The sequence below is a fragment of the Amycolatopsis sp. cmx-4-61 genome (genome assembly GCF_046548775.1).
In the GTDB taxonomy this organism is placed as follows: domain Bacteria; phylum Actinomycetota; class Actinomycetes; order Mycobacteriales; family Pseudonocardiaceae; genus Amycolatopsis.
Genome location: NZ_JAEBEI010000008.1, coordinates 337,078 through 356,799, shown reverse-complemented (window position 1 = coordinate 356,799; position 19,722 = coordinate 337,078). Strand labels below are relative to the sequence as shown.

Sequence of the window (19,722 nt, the reverse complement as noted above, 5' to 3'; positions counted from 1 at the left end):
CATCGTTACCAATTTTGTGGTATCATCGATAACAGAAGCGACGGACCGGCCGCCGCCCGGAGAGGAAAGAAGAACCCGATGAGCACCCCCGAAACCCGCGTCGCGATCGTCACCGGCGGCTCCCGCGGCATCGGCCGCCAGGTCGCCGAGCGCCTGGCCGCCGACGGCATGGCGGTCGTCGTCAACTACGCGGGCAACGAAAAGGAGGCCGCGGCCGCCGTCGAGGCCATCACCGCGCGCGGTGGCCGGGCGATCGCGGTCCGGGCCGACGTGGCCGACCCGGCCGCGGTCTCGGAGCTGTTCGACACCGCTGAACGCACCTACGGCGGCGTCGACGTCGTCGCCCACCTGGCCGGGGTGATGAACCCGCCCACCCCGATCGCCGACACGGACTTCGACGTCCTCGACCGCGTGCACCGCACCAACATCCGCGGCACGTTCGCCGTGGCCCAGCAGGCCGCGCGGCGGGTCCGCGACGGCGGCGCGGTGATCACCACCTCGACGTCGGTGCTCGGGCTGAACCTGCCCGGCTACGGCATCTACAACGCGACGAAGGGCGCGGTCGAGGCGATCACCATGATCCTGGCGCGCGAGCTGCGCGGCCGCGACATCACCGTGAACACCGTCGCGCCCGGCCCCACCGCGACCGCGCTGTTCCTCGACGGCAAGGACAAGGAGACGATCGCCCGGATGGCCAAGCAGCCGCCGCTCGAGCGGCTCGGGCAGCCGGAGGACATCGCGGAGGTCGTCGCGTTCCTCGCCGGCCCGGCGCGCTGGGTGAACGGCCAGGTGCTGCGCGCCAACGGCGGCATCGTCTAACGGGTGAACCGGCTGACGATGACGTGGTCCTTGGCCGGCCCGCGCACCGCCCACTCCTGCCGCCACCGGTCGGCGCCGGTCACCCGGTACTCGCCGCGGTAGTGGTCGGCGCGGCAGGGGTGGTCCGCCGTCCAGTGGCCCGCGCGCAGGTCGAGGTCGTGGAAGAACCCGCCGTGGTCGAAGTGGACCGCCGCGCGGCCGGGGCCCGCCGGCCGGTAGTGCAGGGTCCGCGTGACCGGCCCGGTGTGGCCACCGAGCCGCAGGTGCCCCTCCTCGTGGTAGACGAGGACGGCCCCGGTCTCGGTGAAGGTGGCCGTCCCGGTCACCTCACCCGCCGGGTCGCCGTCCGCGGTGCGGATTTCCCGCTCCAGGCGCCAGGCACCGCCGAAATACGCGGCGAGGTCGGGGACGGGCCAGTAGTGCACGCCCTCAGTCTGCCATCCGCCCGGCTGCGGAGCGGCGGGCCGGACCGGAACTGTCGGACCCCCGCTCTATAGTCGGGCGGGTGGCAGAGACCGACCTCGCACCCGCGTCCGACGCGCTGGAGACCCTCCGGCGCGTGTTCGGCTACGACAGCTTCCGCGGCGACCAGGCGGCGATCGTCGAGCACGTGATCGCCGGCGGCGACGCGCTCGTGCTGATGCCCACCGGCGGCGGGAAGTCGTTGTGCTACCAGATCCCCGCGCTCGTGCGGCCCGGCGTCGGCGTGGTCGTCTCCCCGCTGATCGCGCTGATGCAGGACCAGGTCGACGCGCTGCGCAACGCCGGTGTCCGCGCCGGCTTCCTCAACTCCACCCAGGACTACGCGGCGCGGCAGGAGGTCGAGTCGGCGTTCCTCAACGGCGAGCTCGACCTGCTCTACCTGGCGCCGGAACGGCTTTCGGTCGAATCCACCGTGCGGCTGCTCGACCGCGGCAAGATTTCGCTGTTCGCGATCGACGAAGCGCACTGCGTCGCCCAGTGGGGCCACGACTTCCGGCCCGACTACCTCCAGCTCTCGGCGTTGCACGAGCGCTGGCCGGAGGTGCCGCGGATCGCGCTGACCGCCACCGCGACCGAGGCCACGCACAAGGAGATCTCCGCGCGGCTGCAGCTGGACGAGGCCCGGCACTTCGTCGCCAGCTTCGACCGGCCGAACATCCAGTACCGGATCGTCGGCAAGAACTCGCCCCAGCGGCAGCTGCTGGAGCTGCTGCAGACCGAGCACAAGGGCGACGCGGGGATCGTCTACTGCCTGTCCCGCAACTCGGTCGAGAAGACCGCGGAGTTCCTCGTGCAGAACGGGATTCCGGCGGTCCCGTACCACGCGGGGCTCGACGCGCGCACCCGCGCGAGGCACCAGTCGCGGTTCCTGCGGGAGGACGGGCTGATCGTCGTCGCGACGATCGCGTTCGGGATGGGCATCGACAAACCGGACGTCCGGTTCGTCGCGCACCTCGACCTGCCGAAGTCGGTCGAGGGCTACTACCAGGAAACCGGCCGCGCCGGGCGTGACGGCCTGCCGTCGACCGCTTGGCTCGCGTACGGGCTGCAGGACGTCGTCCAGCAGCGCAAGATGATCGACACGTCCGAAGGGGACGAAGCCCACCGGCGCCGGTTGGGCGCGCACCTGAACGCGATGCTCGCGCTGTGCGAAACGGTCGAGTGCCGCCGCGTGCAGATCCTCAACTACTTCGGGCAGCAGGCCGGTCCGTGCGGCAACTGCGACACGTGCCTGAACCCGCCGGAGACGTGGGACGGCACGATCCCGGCGCAGAAGCTGCTCTCGACCGTCGTGCGGCTGCGCAACGAACGGCGCCAGAAGTTCGGCGCCGGCCAGATCATCGACATCCTGCTCGGCAAGTCGACGCCCAAGGTCACGCAGTTCCAGCACGACACGCTGAAGACGTTCGGCATCGGCACCGAGCTGCGCGAGCCGGAGTGGCGGGCCGTGGTGCGGCAGCTGCTCGCCCAGGGCCTGCTCGCCGTCGAGGGCGACTACGGCTCGCTCGTGCTCACCGAAACCAGCGCGGAGGTGCTGGGCGGCGACCGCCAGGTCCTGCTGCGCCGGGAACCCGAGCGGGCCGCCGCCGCCAAGGTCCGCAGCACGCGGAAGTCGTCCGCGGCCGCGGTGGACATGCCCGCGGAGGCGGCGCCGCTGTTCGAACGCCTGCGGGCCTGGCGGGCCGGCGTCGCGAAGGAACAGGGCGTGCCCGCCTACGTCGTCTTCCACGACGCGACCCTGCGCCAGATCGCCACGCAACGGCCGTCGTCGCTGGCGGATCTGGGCACGGTCAGCGGCGTCGGGGAGAACAAGCTCGCCAAGTACGGCGAGGGGCTCCTGGCGGTCCTGACGGCCGAGTGAGCTACCGGCCGGTGGCCGGCCCGGGGTGGCCCGGCTGCCCGGTCACCGAGTTGACCTTGCGGACCGCGCCGGTGATCTGCTGGTGGTACTTGCCCTTGGTCCGGTCGTCGACGAACTTCGCGGCCTTCCCGACGACCTGGTTCACCTTTTCGGGGTTCTTCTTGGCGTAGGCACGAGCCGCACCGGCGGCGCCGGCCAGCATGGTCAGCTTCTTCATCAGAGGCACGGTGGCCCTCCCTCGTCGGTTCCGGTCATCCTGACAACGCGGACGAACCACCCGGAGGTTCCCCGTGTGACGCGGCCCAAAACCTGGAGCCACCGCGGCGGGCCCCGGAAATTGCCGCGCGAACCACCGCCGGGCCGCCTTACGCTCGCGATCATGCGCGACCTGACCGCTCTGCCGAAGGCCCACCTGCACGTCCACCTGGAGAGCACGATCCGGCCGGCGACGCTCCGGGAACTCGGCGAAGCCAACGGCGTCGACGTCCCGGGCGAACCGCCGGTGTTCGACGGCTTCCGGGCCTTCGCCGACTACAACGCGCTCGTCCGGTCCTGCCTCCGGCGTCCCGAAGACTTCGAACGCATCGCCCGCGAGTACGTCGAGGACGAAACCGCACAGGGCACGCGGTACGCCGAACTCACCTTCACCGCGGCCTCGCACGGGGAACGGCTGGGCGACCTCGAAATGCCACTGGCGTCCGTCCTCAGCGGACTGTCGCAAGGCGACGGACTCGAGTGGCGGCTGCTGCTCGACCACTCCCGGCGCCGGTCGGTCGAACGGGCCGAGCGCACCCTCGACCTCGCGCTGAAGTACGACGAAGTCTTCGCGATCGGCATGGCGGGCGAGGAAAACCACTCGCTGCGGCCGTTCGCGACGGTCTTCGAGCAGGCCCGCGCGGCCGGGATCCACCTGCTGCACCACACCGGCGAGGACGCCGGCCCGGACAGCATCCGCGAGGCCGTCGAAGTCGGGCGGACCGAGCGGCTCGGCCACGGCATCCGCGTGCTCGACGACCCCGCCCTGGTCGCCGAAGTGCGGGATCGCGGGCTGGCTTTGGAGGTGTGTCCGTCGTCGAACGTGACGCTGGGGCTGGTGCCTTCCCTGGCCGAGCACCCGCTCCCCCGGCTGCGGGACGCGGGGCTGACGGTCACGCTCAACACCGACGTCCCGTCGGTCACCGGCGCCGCCCTCGCGGAGGAGTACGCCCGCGTGCAGCGCGCGTTCGGCTACGAGGACACGACGATGGCGGACTTCGCCCGCGCGAGCGTCACGGCGTCTTTCGCACCCGAAGCGACCAAAAAGGCCATGCTGCGCGACATCGATGCGTGGCTCACACCGGCAGCAGGCGGGTGACCAGCGTGCCGAGCTGCTGCACGGTGCGGCACTCGTGCATCTCCACGACCTCGGCGTACTCCAGCGCCGCCGAGTCCCCCGTGGACCACAGCGACCGCCGTTCCGGGTTGAGCCAGTGGACGTGCCGGGCGCGGGCCTTGATCGCGCGGACCGCGTCGAGGTTGGGGTCGCCGCCGTTGGTGCGGGCGTCGCCGAGGATCAGCACCGACGTCCGCGGGCCGATCGCGTCCGGCCAGTTCTGGGTGAACTGACGCAGCGAGCCGCCGTAGTCGCTGTGGCCGTCCCAGCGCACCAGCGCCGCTTCGGACAGCATGCGCGCGCCCAGGTGCTCGGGGTCGGCCGCACCGGTGGTGACCAGGTGGGTGACCTCGTCGGTGCTGTCGACGAAGGCGAACACGCGGATCTTGCTGAACTGGTCGCGCAGCGCCTGCACCAGCAGCATGGTGAAGTTCGCGAACCCCGCCACCGAACCGGAAAGGTCGCACAGCAGCACGATTTCCGGCCGTCCGGGCCGCCGGTGGCGGTAGGCCGGGCGCAGCGGCACGCCGCCGGTCGAGAGCGAGCGGCGCAGCGTGCGCCGCAGATCGATCTGCCCGCGCGTCATCCGGCGGCGGCGCGCGGCCAGGCGCGTCGCGAGCTTGCGGGACAACGGCTGGATGGTGCGCCGCAGCTCCGCGAGCTGGGTGCGGCTGGCGATGAGGAAGTCCACCCGGTCCGGCGAGGGCGCGATGGCGTGCTTCGCGACGCGTTCGCGACCGCGGACCTCGGCGGCGCGGCGGCGCGCCTCGGTGCGGACCTGACCGCGGAAGCCCTCGACGCGGCGGCGGATCTCGTCGCGGTCCAGCCGGTCGGTGAACTCGCCGCGCGCGCCGCCGCCGCGGACGGCGGCCAGCACCCGCGCGATGAGCGTCTGCGGCTGGAGCCGCTCCAGCGTCTGGTGGGCGGAGAAGCCGCCGCCCGGGCCGGACGCCGAGCCGTACTGGCCGAGCAGGTCGACGGCGAGCCCGGCCAGCTGGGACAGGGCCTGCCGGTCGCCGTCGGCGAGCGCGGCGGCCAGCTCTTCGCGCAGCTCCTCCAGCGTCGACGGCTCTTCGCGGGCACGTTCCGGCGCACCGACCCCGGCCGGGAAATACAGGTCGAACGCGGCGTCGAAGACCGCGCGCTGCCCGCCGCGGCGGACCAGGGCCGCGGCCAGGCCCTCGCGGACGAGCGCCCGGTCGTCGAGGCCGAGCACCTCCAGCGCGGCCGCGGCGTCGACCGTTTCGCTCGGGCCCGCCGGGATGCCCTGGGCCCGCAGCGCCTTGACGAACTCCGCCAGCCGCTCCGGCAGGCCGCCGGTCACGACGCGTCCAGGACCTGTTCGAGCTTCAGGCCCGCGCCCGCCTTGGCGATGTCGTCCTGGTGCTTGAGCACGACGCCGAGGCTCTCCCGCACGACCCGTTCGTCCAGCGTCGACGCCCCGAGTGCGAGCAGCGTGCGTGCCCAGTCGATGGTTTCCGCGACCGACGGGAGCTTGCGCAGGTCCATCGCGCGCAGCGCGGCGACCACGCGGACCACGGAGTCGGCGAGGGCGGCGTCGATCCCGGGCACCTTGAGCCGGACGATGTCGCGTTCGAGGTCGGAGTCCGGGAAGTCGATGTGCAGGAACAGGCACCGGCGGCGCAGCGCCTCGGACAGCTCGCGCGTGGCGTTGGACGTCAGCACGGCGAACGGCGCGCGGGTGGCGGTGATCGTGCCGAGCTCGGGAACGGTGACCTGGAAGTCGCCGAGCACCTCCAGCAGCAGGCCCTCGACCTCCATGTCGGCCTTGTCGGTCTCGTCGATCAGCAGCACGGTCGGCTCGTCGGAGGAGATCGCGGTGAGCAGCGGGCGGCGCAGCAGGAACTCCTCGCCGAAGATGTCGGTGCGCGCCGCCTCCCACGTCTCGTCGCGGCCGGCGGTGATCCGCAGCAGCTGCTTCGCGTGGTTCCACTCGTACAGCGCGCGGGCCTCGTCGATGCCTTCGTAGCACTGCAGGCGCACCAGCCGCGAACCGCTGACCTGGGCGACGGCCTTGGCGAGCTCGGTCTTGCCGACCCCGGCGGGGCCCTCGACCAGCAGCGGCTTGCCGAGCCGGTCGGCGAGGAACACGGTGGTCGCCACGGCCGTGGAGGCCAGGTAGCCCGCCTCGGCCAGCCGGGCCGACACGTCGTCGACGGAGATGAAGAATCCGGTGCCCACCACGTGCCTCCTAAGCGGTCGCTCACCCGGAGCGTACCCGACCCGCCGCGGAGCCCGCCCCGGTTTCGCGCCGCGCGCGGGTCCGTTCCGCCGCGGCTAGCATCGGCCGCGTGACCTACGTTGCCGCTTCCGGCCGATACGACTCGATCCCCTACCGGCGCTGCGGGCGCTCCGGGCTCAAGCTGCCTGCCATCTCCCTCGGGCTGTGGCACAACTTCGGCCACGACCGGCCGCTGGAGACCCAGCGCGCGATCCTCCGCCGCGCCTTCGACCTGGGCATCACCCACTTCGACCTGGCCAACAACTACGGCCCGCCCTACGGCTCGGCGGAGGAGAACTTCGGGCGGCTGCTGGCCGCCGACTTCAAGCCGTACCGCGACGAGCTGGTGATCTCCACCAAGGCGGGCTACGACATGTGGCCCGGGCCGTACGGCGAGTGGGGTTCGCGCAAGTACCTGCTGTCCTCCTTGGACCAGTCGCTCGGCCGGCTGGGCCTGGACTACGTCGACATCTTCTATTCGCACCGCTTCGACCCCGAGACGCCGCTGGAGGAGACGGTCGGGGCGCTCGACGCCGCCGTCCGCGCCGGGAAGGCGCTGTACGTCGGGATCTCGTCGTACAACTCGGAGCGCACGGCCGAGGCCGCCCGGCTGCTGCGGGAACTCGGCACGCCGCTGCTGATCCACCAGCCGTCGTATTCGATGCTCAACCGCTGGATCGAGGAGGACGCCCTCCTCGACACGCTGGAGCAGGCCGGCGCGGGCTGCATCGCGTTCTCCCCGCTGGCGCAGGGGCTCCTGACCGACCGGTACCTGACGGGCGTCCCCGGCGATTCGCGCGCGGCGCAGGGCAAGTCCCTCGACCCGGACACCCTCGACGACAACCGGCTGGGCCGGGTGCGGGCCCTGAACGACATCGCGGGCCGCCGCGGGCAGTCGCTGGCCCAACTGGCCCTGGCGTGGGCGCTGCGCGACCACCGCATGACATCGGTCCTGATCGGCGCGAGCAGCGTCCGCCAGCTGGAGGACAACGTCGGCGCGCTGCGCAACCTCGAGTTCTCGTCGGAGGAGCTGACCGAGATCGACGGGCACGCGACGGACGCGGACATCAACCTGTGGAAGCGTTCGTCGGACGCTTGAGCCTCGCCGGGGCCCTGGGTTTGCCTTGGGCGCACAGGAGGTGCCGGCCGGATCCGACGACGGACCGGCCGGCATCACCCGGGCCTGGCGTTGCCGACCGGGCGTGCTGTCACCGTTGCGCGCCCGGCCGCGTAGCTCGGCCAACCCGGCACCGGCGCGCGGGGGCGCCCCCCGTTTTCCACGCTACCGGGCGGCACCGACAGTTTCGGCGTCCTCGCCCTGCGCCTGCGCCGACAGGTCCTGCCACTCCGCCCAGGTCGCGAGCCGGTCCGCGTACGCCTGCTGGATCATCGGGTAGAACCCGCGGCCGAAGAGCACCCGCAAGGGTGGGTTCGGTGCGTCGACGACCTTGAGGAGGGCGCGGGCGGCCGCCTTCGGGTCGCCGGCGGGTTGCTTGCCCGCGATCTCGGCGATCCGGCGGCGAAGCCCGTCGTACACCGGGTCGGCCTCGGCGACGTGGCCGTTGGCGAGGGGGTCCGGGTTCTTGCCGTCGCGGGTGGCGTAGCCGCCCGGCTCGACGATCGTCACCTTGATCCCGAACTCGGCGACCTCCTTGGCCAGGGTTTCGGTCAGCGCCTCGATCGCCCACCGGGACGCCTGGTACGCCCCGCCCAGCGGCATCGCGACGATCCCCGCGGCCGACGACAGCTGGACGAAGTGCCCGGAGCCCTGGCCCCGCAGGTGGGGCAAGGCCGCCTGGACCACCCACACCGGGCCGAACACGTTGGTCTCGAGCTGGTCGCGCAGCTCCGCCTCGGTCAGCTCCTCGATCGCGCCGATCTGCGCGTAGCCGGCGTTGTTGACGACGACGTCCAGCCGCCCGAAGTGCTCGGCGGCCCGCTTCACGTTCTCGAAGACGGCGGCCTTGTCGGTCACGTCCATCTCCAGCGGGAGCACCGCGTCGCCGTAGGTCGCGACGAGCTCGTCGAGGCTCGCCGTGGACCGCGCGGTCGCCGCCACCCGGTCGCCGCGGCCGAGGGCGGCCTCGACGAAGCAGCGGCCCAACCCGCGCGACGAACCCGTGACGAACCAGACCTTGCTCATGTGCCTTCCCTTCTCCGGTGGCATTCGATCGCCCTCAAGACAACGCAGGCCCGCTATCCGTGACACCACGGCACGTGACGTCGATCACCCCTTGAAATACGTTTGACCAGATTTCGAATTTAGTCATACGATGTCCAGATGCCTCCCGCCGAAGACCGGGCCGAACGGGCCGAGCGCATCCTCGACGCCGCCGCCGAGCTGCTGCTGCGGGCCGGGTACCGGCGGACCACCGTCGAGGACGTCGCCGAGCGGGCCGGTGTCGGCAAGGGGACCGTCTACCTGCACTGGAAGAACCGCGAGGAGCTGTTCCTCGCCGTCCTGCTCCGCGAGTCCGTCAGGGCGCTCGAAGACCTCGTGGCCGCGCTCGCCGCCGACCCGCTCGCCGTACGGCTTTCGCGGCTGACCGAGCTCCAGTACGCCAACGTCCTGCGGCGCCCGCTGCTGCGCGCGGGGTACGCCGACGACACCGAGACGCTCGGCAAGCTGCTGCCGAAGCTGCACGGCAAGCTCGACCCGCGGCACGCGGAAGCCTTCGCCGAGTACCTGGAGCTGCTGGCGGCGAACGACCTGCTGCGCACCGACCGGCCGGTCCGCGACCTCGTCGTCGCCTTCCAGGCCGTGCTGCACGGCTTCCTCGGCCGCACGCCCCCGCCCGAGCCGGCCCTGATCGCCGACACCGTCGCGCACGCCTTCGAGCCGCTCGCCGTGTCGACCCGGCAGCTGCGCGCCGTGGCCCCGCGGGCGCTCGAGCTGTTCACCGAAGCCGTCGCGCTCGACCGCAAGCAGCTCGAACGCGCGTACTGACCACGGGAGGGACCATGCGCACCGGAATCCTGATCGACGAACTCGGCGTCGGCTTCGACGCCATGACCGCGCAAGCGCGCGAAGCGGCGAAGCTCGGCTACGGCACGCTCTGGGTGGCGCAGCGAGGCGGCTGGGACGCGCTGACGGCGCTGCCGGCCCTCGCCGCGGCCGCACCCGGCGTCGAGCTGGGCACGTGTGTCGTGCCGACGTACCCGCGGCACCCGATCACCATGGCGGCGCAGGCGCTGACCGCCCAGGCGGCGGCCGGCACGCGCGTCCACCTGGGTATCGGGCTGAGCCACAACCCATCATCGAGGGCGAATTCGGATACTCCTACGACCGCCCGATCCGCCACCTGCGCGAGTACCTCGAGGCGCTGACCCCCTTGCTGCGCGGGGAAAAGGCCGACGTCCACGGCGAAACGCTGACGGCGGCGGGCGGGCTGAACACCCCCGGCGCCGGACGGCCCGCGGTGCTGATCGGCTCGGTCAGCCCGCGGTCGACGCGCCTGGCCGGCGAGCTGGCCGACGGCGTGATCACCACCTTCGCCGGGCCCCGGGCGACGGCCGGGTTCGTGGTGCCGGCGCTGGGCCGCGCGTCGCGGGTGGTGTCCGGCCAGCTGATCTGCGTGACGTCCGAAGTGGACGAACGCCGGAGCTGGGTCGAGGAGACGTACGGCGGGGCGGCGAACGTCCCCGCCTACCGCGCGGTCCTCGACCGCGAAGGCCACCGGCGGATCTCGGACACCGCGATCATCGGCGACGAGGAAACCGTTCTCCGCCAAGTGAAATCGCTCGAGGACGCGGGCGCGACGGAACTGCTGGTGATGCCGTTCGGCCCGGCGGAGGAGCAGGCCCGGACCCGCGCCCTGCTGGCCGCGTGAACCGCCTCTGGGTCGACGACCTGCGGCCGGCCCCGCCGGGCTGGACGTGGGCGAAGTCGAGCGCGGAAGCGATCGAGCTGCTGGGCGTGCACCGGTTCGCGGCGATCTCCCTGGACCACGACCTCGGCGGCGACGACACGACCCGCCCGGTCGTGCTGTGGCTGTGCGAACACGACTGCTGGCCGCCCGAAGTCCGCGTCCACACCGCCAACCCGGTCGGGCGCGAGTGGCTGACCGGGATGGCGCGGCGGTACGGGCCGGGCATCCGCTAGCGCGGGGCCGGGAGGTGGGCCGTCTCCGGGAACAGGTTCAACGCCCGCAGGGCCGCGCCCAGCTCGGCGATGTCCGCCGGGTTCGTCAGCGAGCGGCCCAGTTCCTCCGTGATGCGCTTCAGCCGGTGGCGGATCGTGTTGGGGTGGCAGAACATGCGCTCCGACGTCAGCTTCGTCGAACCCTGGCAGTCGAACCACGCGCGCAGTGTCAGCAGCAGCACGTTGCGGTCGTCGCCCGGGAGGTCGAGCACCGGCTGGAGCACGTGGTGGGCCAGCTGCACCGACGCCTCCGGTGCGCTGGCCACCAGGCCGGCCAACGGCGATTCGGTGAACTGGACCAGTCCCGGCGTGCCCGGCGTCATGCTCGACAACGCCACCCGCGCGAGGTGGAGCGCGCGGGCCGTGTTGCCCAGACCGGTGAACACCGGGCTCATCCCGACCCGGCCCACCGGGTGCTCGCGCACCAGCGCCACGATCGCCGAAGCGGCGTCCGGGTCGCGCAGGGACACCACCCCGGCCTGCAGGTCCGGGGTGAGCCGCCACGCCGACGCGTGCTGCAGCGCGCGCAGCCGGGCCTCGACCTGCGGCAGCGGTTCCTGGCCCAGCCGCGGGGTTTCCGCGGCGACGACGACGAACGTGCCGTCCAGGGACAGGTCGAGCACGCGGGCGATGTCCCACAGCGTGCCCTCGGTCGCGGCCCCGCCCGCGAACAGCGCCTCCACCAGCGCCGAACGCCGGTTCTGGTGCGCCACCATGACTTCCGCCGTCGTGTCGCGGTAGGCCGTCGTGAGCGCTTCGGCGAGGTCGTCGATCAGCGCCCAGATCGCCGTCGTCGCCGCGACCAGCGCGGCGAGGTCGTCCCGCTGCGCGGTCAGCTCGACGAACCGGTGCCACACCTCGGTCAGCCCGATCCGGTAGGCGCGCAGCAGCTCCGGCAGCGGCGCGCCCCGCAGGGCCCGCGCCCGGCCCGTTGCGCGGGCCTGCGACAGGTCCGGGACGTCCGAACCGTGCAGCGTCCGCAGCACGTGCTCGAGGTTGGCGCGCACCGAATTCCGGAGTTCGGCGTGCGAGACGAACCGGGCGTCGGCGTAGACGGGCATTTCGGCGAGGATCTGCCGCACGGTGCTCTCGATCAGCCCGGGCAGCTTCCGCTCGACCTCGGCGGCCAGCGACGCGACCTGGGGCGCGCGCCCGTCGGCGAGGAGCGCCTCGTAGTGCATGGTGCCCTCCGGTCCCCGGCCTCCTCGTCGAGGTCCGAGACCGACATCTAACCCGAACGGGGCCGCCACGTTCGGGTGAACTTGCTACAAGAACCGCGGATGCGGAGGTCCTTTTGTCGAACCTCCGCATCCGCGTCAGGCCATCTTGGCGGCCGCGCTCTTGATCGCCTCCCGGATCCGGAAGTAGGTGCCGCAGCGGCACACGTTCTGGATCGCGTCGATGTCGGCGTCCGTCGGGTTCTTCGTCTTCTTCAGCAGCGCCACCGCCGCCATGATCTGCCCCGGCTGGCAGTAGCCGCACTGGGCCACGTCCTGCTCCAGCCAGGCTTCCTGGACCGGGTGCAGCTCGTCGCCGTCGGCCAGCCCTTCGATCGTGGTGACCTCGCGCCCGGCGCACTCCGACACCGGTGTGACGCACGGGTTGAACGCCTCGCCGTCGAGGTGGCTGGTGCAGGCCTTGCAGACGTTGATGCCGCAGCCGTACTTCGGCCCGCGGACCTTGAGCTTGTCGCGCAGCGCCCACAGCATCGGCAGGTCGGCGGGCGCGTCGACGGTGACGGTCTTCCCGTTCACCACGAAGGTGTAGTTGGGCACGGAAACTCTCCTCAGCGCGGGAACGGGTCGAAGTCGACCGGGAAGGTGATCGGGAAGCTGCGGGGCTTGGTCCCGGTCGCCCGGGCGTAGGCGTTGGCGATCGCGCCGACCGGCGCCGGCAGGCCGAGCTCGCCGGCTCCGCCGATGTCGTCGCCGGTCGCGGGCATGACATGCACGGTGACGTCCGTCGGCGAGTTCTTCTGCCGCGCGTAGTGGAACTGCGAGTAGCTGCCCTCCAGCGGCAGGCCCCTGTCGATGTGCAGGCCCGCGGTGAGCGTCGTCGAAATCGCGTCGGTCAGGCCGCCGAGCATCTGCGCCTGGATGCCGCGCGGGTTCACCGGCTTGCCGACGTCGACCGCGATGGTCGCCTTCGTGACGCGCGGGTGCTTCGGGTCGCGCGCGTCCAGCTCGACCAGGCAGGCGGTGTAGGACTTGTACTCGCCGTGCACCGCGATGCCCTGCGCGCACCCGGCGGGCAGCTTCTTGCCCCACTCCCCCAGCTCGGCGACCTTGTCGAGCACCGCGCGCTGGCGCTGCTCCTTGATGAACTCGCGCCGGAAGGCCACCGGGTCCTTGCCGAGCTTCGCCGCGATCTCGTCGACCATGATTTCTTCGGCGCCGCGGGTGTTCGCCGAGTACACCGACCGCCACGCCGAGGTGTGGAACTTCAGCGGGACCTCGTTGAGCAGCTGGGTGGTGACGCCGAAGTTGTACGGCGACTTGACGGTCAGCAGGAAGACCGTCTGCGCGAAGCTGAGGTTGCCCCCGACGGGCAGCTTCGCCGCGAACGCCGTGAGGATTTCGCCGAGCCCGTGGCTCCAGTCGGTTTCGACACTGGCGACGCGGTGTTCGAACGTCAGCACCTGCCCGAGCGCGAAGGTCGCCCGGATCCGGTGGTAGCTCGCCGCGCGCCCGCGTCCGTGGCGCATGTCGTCGATCCGGCTCCACATCAGCCGGACGGGCTTCTTCATCGCCTTCGAGATGTGCGCGGCTTCGAGGGCCGCGTCGAAGAACAGCCGCCGCCCGAAGGACCCGCCGCCCTGCTGGACGTGCACCGTGACCTTGTTCTCCGGCAGGCCCAGCTCCTGGGCGATGGTCTGCTTCGCGACGATCGGCGACTTCAGCCCGGCCCAGATGGTCGCGCTGTCCTCGCGGACGTCGGCGACGGCGGAGTTCGACTCCATCGGCGCGTGACTGGCGAAGGCGAAGTCGAACTCGCCGTCGACGTACTGCGTCAGCAGCGGCGGCACCACTAACGGCAGCGCGGCGGCCCGCAGCTTGTTCTTGATCGTCTCGTTGTTCTCGCCGTCGACCGTGCCCGGGCCCCACGTGACGTCGAGGGCGTTCTTGCCGTCGAGGGCCTGACCGAAGGTCTCCGCCATCACCGCCACCCCGGTCGGCACGACGGCGATGTCGATGATTCCCGGCATGGCCCGCACGGCGGCTTCGTTGTTGACCTTCTGCACCGTCCCGTTGATCGTCGGCGGGCGCCGCACCATCACCGGGTTGGCGCCGGGGACGTCGAGGTCGAGCGTGTAGACCTGCCGGCCGGTGACCATCGCGCGGGCGTCCTGGCGCGAGGTCGGCGTCCCGACGAGCGTGTGCGCCGACTCGGCCTTCGGCTGGATCACGCCGACGCTCAGGCCCGAGCGCGACGCGGGGCCGGCGAGGACGCCGTAGGAGGCGCTGCGCCCGTCCGGCGCCCACACCGCACCGTCGCGTGTGGACAGTCGCGAAGCGTCGGTCCCCCACTGCGCGGCGGCCGCGGCGACCATCCGGGCGCGGGCGGTCGCCGCGGTGCCGCGGACCGGGTCGTAGAGCGAGCGCATCGTGTTGGACCCGCCGGTGAGCTGGTTGAACAGCAGCTCGGTGCGGGCGTCGGACAGCACGACGTCGACGCGGTCCAGCGGCAGGTCCAGCTCTTCGGCGACGAGCATGGCGGTCGCCGTCGTGATGCCCTGGCCGACCTCCGCGCGCGGCAGCTGCAGCCGGGCCCGGCCGGCGGACGTCATTTCGAGCACGAGCATTCCGGCGGTCGGCGCGCACGACAGCGTCAGCACGTCCCCGAGGTCGAGGATCTCCGCCGGCTGCGGCAGGGTCGGGACGACGGCCTCGGCGCGGGCCGGGGCCACGGCGTCGGCGGTGAGTTTCGTGGCGACGGTGAGCGTGGGCGCGGCGACGAGGTAGGTCAGGAAACGGCGGCGGCCGACCCGCCCGGGCTCGGTGGATTCGGCGGGTTCGGCGGGGTCGGCGGGGTCGGCGGGTTCGGTGGTGGGACGGGCCATCGGGAATCCCTTGCTGGGTGGTGGCGGGGTGCGCGCCACGCTATGGACCCCGTTGACCGGCCGTCAACGCCGCGTAGTCGAGTTCGCCCATCTCTGTGACGAAATGACAGCCGAAGCCGCCGAATGTGTGCCCCGCCACAGTGCCGGACGGCGCAACGGACTGGATCAGCCGGCCCCGCGGGCACGCCGGGCCTGGATCAGGTCCTCGCGCGCACGGGCGACGCGGGAGCGGACCGTGCCGACCGGGCAGCCGCAGACGTCGGCCGCCTCGGCGTAGGACAGCCCGAGCACCTGGGTCAGGACGAGCACCTCGCGCCGGTCCGGCGCCAGCCCGTCGAGCAGCAGGCGCAGTGCGACGAGGTCCTCGAAACCGGCCGCGGGATCGCCGGTGCGCTCGGCGGCGGCCTCCCAGTCGGTGTCGGCGATCTTCGGCCGCGCGCCGGCCGCGCGGAGCTGGTCGACGACCACCCGGCGCGCGATGGCCAGCAGCCACGTCCTCGAGGAGGAACGTCCCGCGAAGCGGCGAAGGCTGCCGAAGGCGCGAAGGTAGGTTTCCTGCGTCAAGTCGTCGGCCGCGGCGGTGTCGGTGAGGTGCGCGAGGAAGCGCCAGACGTCGGCCTGGGTGGCGCGGACCCACTCCTCGAGCGCGCGCCGATCGCCGCGGCCGGCGGACAGGGCCAGGGCCGTGACGCGGTCGTCGTCCTCACGGTGAGTCATGAGCCGGAAACATACAGCGGCGCGAAGCGCCCCGGTCGAGGGCGGTGGTGGGGAGGAAGGCGGAGGCGGTGACGGGGAACTCCGCGGATCCGCCGTCCGACTAGTGGACCATGAGGTGCGAGGACTGCCGTGAAGCGCTGTCGGCCCGGTTGGACGGCGAGACCGAGCCGGCGTCGCCCGACGAGCACCTGGCGTCCTGCGCGGAGTGCCGGGAGTGGCTCGCGGGCGCGGAACGGCTGCGGCGCACGATGCTGCTGCGCCCCGCGCCGCCGGTGCCGGACCTGACCGCCGCGATCCTCGACCGCACACCGGCGCCGTCCGGCGAGGGCTGGGGACTGCGGATCGCGTTGACCGTGGTGGCGATCGCCCAGCTGGGCTTGGCTTTCGCGGAGTTGCTCGGGACGGCCCACGGCGGCGTCCACCTCGGCCACGAGAGCGGCGCGTGGAACCTCGCGGTGGGGATCGGCCTGCTGGCGGCGGCCCTGCGGCCGGGCACGGCGGGCGGTCAGCTGCCGTTGCTGACCGGGTTCGTCGGCGTGCTGCTGGCCCTTTCGGCGGGCGATCTGGCGGCGGGCCAGGTGACGCTGTCCCGGCTGGCGACCCACGTGCTCGTGGTGCTCGGGCTGGCGTTGCTGTACGCGGTACACCGGGCGCAACGCGATCGGGGCGCCCCGCTCCCCGCGGCGACGGCCGACGACGGCACGGTGACACGAGGGTCCACTGTGGACCGACCGGCGGCGGGGCACCGGCGGGCGCGCGGTTTCCGGCGCCAGGCCCACGGCCGCCACGCGGCCTGAGCAGCGCCGGGTAGGCCGTTAGCCGCCGCTCACCGGACCTGCTCGACCGCCCACTCCGCCCACTCGCGCTGCATCGCCGAAAACCTCTTCCCCCACTCCAGCACCAACCGGCCGTACAGGGACTGGTTGTCCTCGCCCCAGTCGATCGTCGATTCCAGCTCCGCGAGCCGCTTTTCGCGCTCCCGGCCCGCCTCCCCCAGCGTCGCGAGATAACCGCGCGCCCGCTCCGGGGCGACCGACCCGAGGAAGTACACCCGCAGCAGGGCGGCGCTGCGCGGCGGACCACCCGGCCCGACGTCGACGAGCCAGTGCCGCAGCTCCGCGAGCCCGGCGTCGGTGATCTCGTACTCCTTGCGCCCGCGCGGGCCCTCGGCGAGGACGCGGATCATGCCCGCGGCCTCCAGTTTGCCGAGCTCGCCGTAGAGCTGGCTCTGCGTGGCCGGCCAGACGTTGGCCATCGCCCGCTCGAACCGTTTCAGCAGGTCGTAGCCGCTTCCGGGCTCGTCGGCCAGCATCCCCAGCACCGCGTGTCGAAGGCTCATGACCCCATGATGACATTCCACTATTGACATGTCCACCGCAGACGTTCTAACTTCGACCTGTCAAAGTTGGAACGTCGGGGAGGACCGTCGTGAACTACCTGAAGAGCCTGCTCCCGTGGATCGCGTTCGCCGTGGTCGCGACGCAGTTCGACTGGCGCTGGTCGGCCCTGACCGGCCTGGTCATCTCCGCCGCGCTGCTGCTGCTCGCCCGCCGCGCGGGCCGCAGTGCGGACACGCTGATCATCGAGTGGAGCGGGTTCGCGTTCTTCACCCTGCTCACCGCCGTCGCGTTCAGTTTTCCCGCGTCGCCGCTGAAGACCTACACCGGCGCCCTCACCGACGCCTGGCTGGCGCTCACCGCCTGGGGATCGCTGGCCATCGGCAAGCCGTTCACCCTCGGCATCGCCCGCCAGTCGACGCCGGAGCAGTTCTGGGACAACCCGGTGTTCAAACGGGTCAACGTGCTCATCACGCTGGTCTGGGCGGCGAGCTTCACCGTCGGCGGGGTCGCGGGCATCGCCCTGCTGAACTTCGCGCCGCACGCCACCTTCGCGCTGATCGCGCTCAAGGTCCTCTGCTTCGCCGTCCCCGTCGCCTTCACCATCCGCTACCCGCGCATCGTCCGCGCCCGGGCCCGGGAAGCCGCATGACCACCACCGATTTCCACCTCGCCGGTCCCTACGCACCCGTCCACGACGAGCTGACCGCGTTCGACCTCCCGGTGACCGGCGCCCTGCCGCCCGAGCTGACCGGCTGGTACCTGCGCAACGGCCCGAACCCGCGCGACGACAACCAGCACTGGTTCACCGGCGACGGCATGGTCCACGGCGTGCGCCTCGAGCGCGGCCGCGCCGCCTGGTACCGCAACCGCTGGGTGCGGACCGAGAGCTTCGCGAACCCGGATCTGAAGCTCTACAACGAAGACGGCACGCGGAACCTGCACAGCAGCGTCGCGAACACGCACGTGGTGAACCACGCCGGCCGCACGCTCGCGCTCGTCGAATCGTCGCTGCCGTACGAGATCACGACGGAGCTGGAAACCGTGGGCGTGTACGACTTCGGCGGCGAACTGGCCGACGCGATGACCGCGCACCCGAAGATCTGCCCGGCGACCGGAGAGCTGCACTTCTTCGGCTACGGCAGCATCACCGCGCCGCACGTGGGCTACTACCGCGCCGACGCGGCCGGGAAGCTCGTCGTCAAGCAGCCGATCGACGTGCCCGGGCTGACGATGATGCACGACTTCGCCCTCACCGGGGAGCACGTCGTCTTCTACGACCTGCCCGTCGTGTTCGACCGGGCGTCGGTCGGCCGCGGCATGCCCTACCGCTGGGACACCGGCTACGGCGCCCGGCTCGGCGTGCTCCGCCGCGACCGGCCGGAGGCGGGCGTGCGGTGGCTGGACATCGAGCCCTGCTACGTCTTCCACACGCTCAACGCCTTCGACACGGCCGACGGCCGGATCGTCGTGCACGTCCTGCGCTACGACCACCAGTGGTGGGCGGGGCACGAGGACCCGCCGGCGTCGCTGTGGCGCTGGACGATCGACCTCGCGGCCGGCACGGTCACCGAGGACCGGCTGGACGACCGCCCCGGCGAGTTCCCCCGCATCGACGACCGGCTCGCCACCTCCGACACGCGCTTCGGGCACGTGACCGGCCACGGCGTCCTGCGACGGCACGACCTCCACACCGGGACGGCCACCGAGCACGTCTTCGCGCCCGGCCGCACGCCCGGTGAAGCCGTGTTCGTCCCGGCCGAGGACGGCGAAGGCTGGCTGCTCACCTACGTCCACGACGCGGCGGAGGGGCGCAGCGACCTCGTCGTGCTCGACGCCGGGAACCTCGCCGCGGCGCCGGTGGCGGCCGTCCACCTCCCGCAGCGGGTGCCCGCGGGCTTCCACGGGAACTGGCTGCCGGACGCGTGAGGGCTCAGGCGAACTTCGTCTTCGGGCGGTCCTGGCGGACACCGTCGACGTAGACGTCGACCTTCTCGTCGAGGAACGCGATCAGCCCGGCGACGCGGGTGCTTTCGGGCAGCGGCGTCGGGTAGCTCCAGGCCAGGTCTTCCCGCCCGGCCACGTCGAAGTGCTCGGCGGCGCCCTTGTACGGGCAGTGCGTCACGACGTCGATCTTCGTCAGCAAGTCCATCCGCACGTCGACGCGCGGCAGGTAGTAGCGGGTCGGCAGGCCGGTTTCGAACAGCAGGTGCGGCCGCACCGAGTCGGCGACCGTGACGCCGCCGACCTCGATCCGCACGTGGCGCGAACTCGGCAGGATGTCGACGCGGACGCCGGGGTCGCGCGGGTGCGTGAAGATCTGTTCGTCCTCTTCGAACCAGTCGAACGCGCCGAACTCGAAGCGGACGTGGCCGCGGAGCTCTTCGATCGGCGAATCCGGGTACTCCAGCGCGCCGTCCACCGCCTCGGCTGCGGCACCCTTTATCGTCGACAGAACAGCTTCTCCGCGGCTCGGCGAGTGCGCCGTCCGGCCGGAGGGGGTGAGAACACCGCTCACGACGTCCGCGCGCGGGAGGTAGTACGTGGGGTAGTACGGGACTTCCCACACCAGGAGGGGGTGCACGGTGTCCGCGACGAGCTGCCCGCCGAGGAACACCCGTACCCGCTTCGCGCCCTGTGCCACGCGGACCCGGCCGCGTCCCGGAGTGCTCATGCTCCGCTCAACGGGC

General features: G+C 72.1%; 20 protein-coding genes and 1 pseudogene. 10 read left to right on the top strand and 11 right to left on the bottom strand.

Translation table 11 applies throughout. The features are described from left to right. Positions 1 to 78 precede the first annotated feature (78 nt). Positions 79 to 819, top strand: coding sequence for an SDR family oxidoreductase (locus tag ACLJOU_RS24495; protein WP_410570215.1), 741 nt, complete (start codon positions 79 to 81; stop codon positions 817 to 819). On the opposite strand, the gene ACLJOU_RS24490 is transcribed toward ACLJOU_RS24495, so the two are convergent. Beyond that, the gene (locus ACLJOU_RS24490; protein ID WP_410570213.1) at positions 816 to 1,244 is read right to left on the bottom strand and encodes a DUF6314 family protein; all 429 of its coding nucleotides are present in this window, start codon (positions 1,242 to 1,244) and stop codon (positions 816 to 818) included. The two genes, ACLJOU_RS24495 and ACLJOU_RS24490, sit on opposite strands and share 4 nt — an antisense overlap. 80 nt (positions 1,245 to 1,324) lie before the next feature. Here ACLJOU_RS24490 and recQ point away from each other — a divergent pair, with 80 nt between their 5' ends. Beyond that, the gene (recQ, locus tag ACLJOU_RS24485; RefSeq protein WP_410570211.1) at positions 1,325 to 3,163 is read left to right on the top strand and encodes a DNA helicase RecQ; all 1,839 of its coding nucleotides are present in this window, start codon (positions 1,325 to 1,327) and stop codon (positions 3,161 to 3,163) included. A 1-nt stretch (position 3,164) separates the two neighbouring features. On the opposite strand, the gene ACLJOU_RS24480 is transcribed toward recQ, so the two are convergent. Further along, on the bottom strand, positions 3,165 to 3,389 hold the full coding sequence (locus ACLJOU_RS24480; RefSeq protein ID WP_410570209.1) for an antitoxin: 225 nt from the start codon (positions 3,387 to 3,389) through the stop codon (positions 3,165 to 3,167). A gap of 153 nt (positions 3,390 to 3,542) precedes the next feature. Here ACLJOU_RS24480 and add point away from each other — a divergent pair, with 153 nt between their 5' ends. Then, positions 3,543 to 4,517, top strand: coding sequence for an adenosine deaminase (add, locus tag ACLJOU_RS24475; RefSeq protein ID WP_410570207.1), 975 nt, complete (start codon positions 3,543 to 3,545; stop codon positions 4,515 to 4,517). Here add and ACLJOU_RS24470 read toward each other — a convergent pair. Beyond that, a complete protein-coding gene (locus ACLJOU_RS24470; RefSeq protein WP_410570206.1) occupies positions 4,495 to 5,859 on the bottom strand; it encodes a vWA domain-containing protein in 1,365 nt (454 codons plus the stop codon). The two genes, add and ACLJOU_RS24470, sit on opposite strands and share 23 nt — an antisense overlap. Then, the gene (locus tag ACLJOU_RS24465; protein WP_410570204.1) at positions 5,856 to 6,737 is read right to left on the bottom strand and encodes an AAA family ATPase; all 882 of its coding nucleotides are present in this window, start codon (positions 6,735 to 6,737) and stop codon (positions 5,856 to 5,858) included. Before ACLJOU_RS24465 ends, ACLJOU_RS24470 begins: the two co-directional genes overlap by 4 nt. Positions 6,738 to 6,847: 110 nt before the next feature. Here ACLJOU_RS24465 and mgrA point away from each other — a divergent pair, with 110 nt between their 5' ends. Beyond that, complete coding sequence (gene mgrA / locus ACLJOU_RS24460; protein ID WP_410570202.1) at positions 6,848 to 7,876, top strand: L-glyceraldehyde 3-phosphate reductase; 1,029 nt, start codon at positions 6,848 to 6,850, stop codon at positions 7,874 to 7,876. Positions 7,877 to 8,059: 183 nt separating this feature from the next. Here the strand turns inward: mgrA and ACLJOU_RS24455 are convergent, their stop codons facing one another. Next, positions 8,060 to 8,920, bottom strand: coding sequence for an SDR family NAD(P)-dependent oxidoreductase (locus ACLJOU_RS24455; protein WP_410570200.1), 861 nt, complete (start codon positions 8,918 to 8,920; stop codon positions 8,060 to 8,062). 138 nt (positions 8,921 to 9,058) lie between these two features. Between ACLJOU_RS24455 and ACLJOU_RS24450 the strand changes: the two genes are divergently transcribed. The 3 genes and pseudogenes from ACLJOU_RS24450 (at position 9,059) to ACLJOU_RS24440 (ending at position 10,879) form a co-directional block, all read left to right on the top strand. Continuing rightward, positions 9,059 to 9,724 carry a TetR/AcrR family transcriptional regulator gene (locus tag ACLJOU_RS24450; protein ID WP_410570199.1) on the top strand — a complete coding sequence of 222 codons (666 nt, stop codon included), beginning with the start codon at positions 9,059 to 9,061 and terminating at the stop codon, positions 9,722 to 9,724. A gap of 14 nt (positions 9,725 to 9,738) precedes the next feature. Continuing rightward, positions 9,739 to 10,607 (top strand): annotated as a pseudogene (locus tag ACLJOU_RS24445) (TIGR03564 family F420-dependent LLM class oxidoreductase). After that, entirely contained in the window at positions 10,604 to 10,879 is a 276-nt protein-coding gene (locus ACLJOU_RS24440; RefSeq protein ID WP_410570197.1) for a cyclic-phosphate processing receiver domain-containing protein, read from the top strand. The pseudogene ACLJOU_RS24445 and the gene ACLJOU_RS24440 overlap by 4 nt, the downstream one beginning before the upstream one ends. On the opposite strand, the gene ACLJOU_RS24435 is transcribed toward ACLJOU_RS24440, so the two are convergent. The 4 genes from ACLJOU_RS24435 to ACLJOU_RS24420 all read right to left on the bottom strand — a co-directional run bounded on the left by ACLJOU_RS24435 (position 10,876) and on the right by ACLJOU_RS24420 (position 15,695). Further along, entirely contained in the window at positions 10,876 to 12,099 is a 1,224-nt protein-coding gene (locus ACLJOU_RS24435) for a PucR family transcriptional regulator (RefSeq protein WP_410570195.1), read from the bottom strand. The two genes, ACLJOU_RS24440 and ACLJOU_RS24435, sit on opposite strands and share 4 nt — an antisense overlap. Before the next feature lie 135 nt (positions 12,100 to 12,234). Continuing rightward, positions 12,235 to 12,693, bottom strand: coding sequence for a (2Fe-2S)-binding protein (locus tag ACLJOU_RS24430; RefSeq protein ID WP_003056009.1), 459 nt, complete (start codon positions 12,691 to 12,693; stop codon positions 12,235 to 12,237). Between the two features lie 11 nt (positions 12,694 to 12,704). Then, positions 12,705 to 14,978, bottom strand: a complete 2,274-nt coding sequence (locus ACLJOU_RS24425) for a molybdopterin cofactor-binding domain-containing protein (protein ID WP_410570193.1) — start codon at positions 14,976 to 14,978, stop codon at positions 12,705 to 12,707. Positions 14,979 to 15,143: 165 nt separating this feature from the next. Beyond that, positions 15,144 to 15,695 carry a sigma-70 family RNA polymerase sigma factor gene (locus ACLJOU_RS24420; protein WP_410570191.1) on the bottom strand — a complete coding sequence of 184 codons (552 nt, stop codon included), beginning with the start codon at positions 15,693 to 15,695 and terminating at the stop codon, positions 15,144 to 15,146. A 110-nt stretch (positions 15,696 to 15,805) separates the two neighbouring features. Here ACLJOU_RS24420 and ACLJOU_RS24415 point away from each other — a divergent pair, with 110 nt between their 5' ends. Beyond that, entirely contained in the window at positions 15,806 to 16,492 is a 687-nt protein-coding gene (locus ACLJOU_RS24415; protein WP_410570189.1) for a zf-HC2 domain-containing protein, read from the top strand. A gap of 29 nt (positions 16,493 to 16,521) precedes the next feature. On the opposite strand, the gene ACLJOU_RS24410 is transcribed toward ACLJOU_RS24415, so the two are convergent. Continuing rightward, positions 16,522 to 17,034 carry a PadR family transcriptional regulator gene (locus ACLJOU_RS24410; RefSeq protein WP_410570187.1) on the bottom strand — a complete coding sequence of 171 codons (513 nt, stop codon included), beginning with the start codon at positions 17,032 to 17,034 and terminating at the stop codon, positions 16,522 to 16,524. Between the two features lie 89 nt (positions 17,035 to 17,123). Here ACLJOU_RS24410 and ACLJOU_RS24405 point away from each other — a divergent pair, with 89 nt between their 5' ends. Then, the gene (locus ACLJOU_RS24405) at positions 17,124 to 17,684 is read left to right on the top strand and encodes a hypothetical protein (RefSeq protein WP_410570186.1); all 561 of its coding nucleotides are present in this window, start codon (positions 17,124 to 17,126) and stop codon (positions 17,682 to 17,684) included. Continuing rightward, positions 17,681 to 18,961 carry a carotenoid oxygenase family protein gene (locus ACLJOU_RS24400; protein ID WP_410570185.1) on the top strand — a complete coding sequence of 427 codons (1,281 nt, stop codon included), beginning with the start codon at positions 17,681 to 17,683 and terminating at the stop codon, positions 18,959 to 18,961. Before ACLJOU_RS24405 ends, ACLJOU_RS24400 begins: the two co-directional genes overlap by 4 nt. Positions 18,962 to 18,965: 4 nt before the next feature. Here the strand turns inward: ACLJOU_RS24400 and ACLJOU_RS24395 are convergent, their stop codons facing one another. Then, on the bottom strand, positions 18,966 to 19,706 hold the full coding sequence (locus tag ACLJOU_RS24395; protein ID WP_410570183.1) for a DUF427 domain-containing protein: 741 nt from the start codon (positions 19,704 to 19,706) through the stop codon (positions 18,966 to 18,968). Positions 19,707 to 19,722 lie beyond the last annotated feature (16 nt).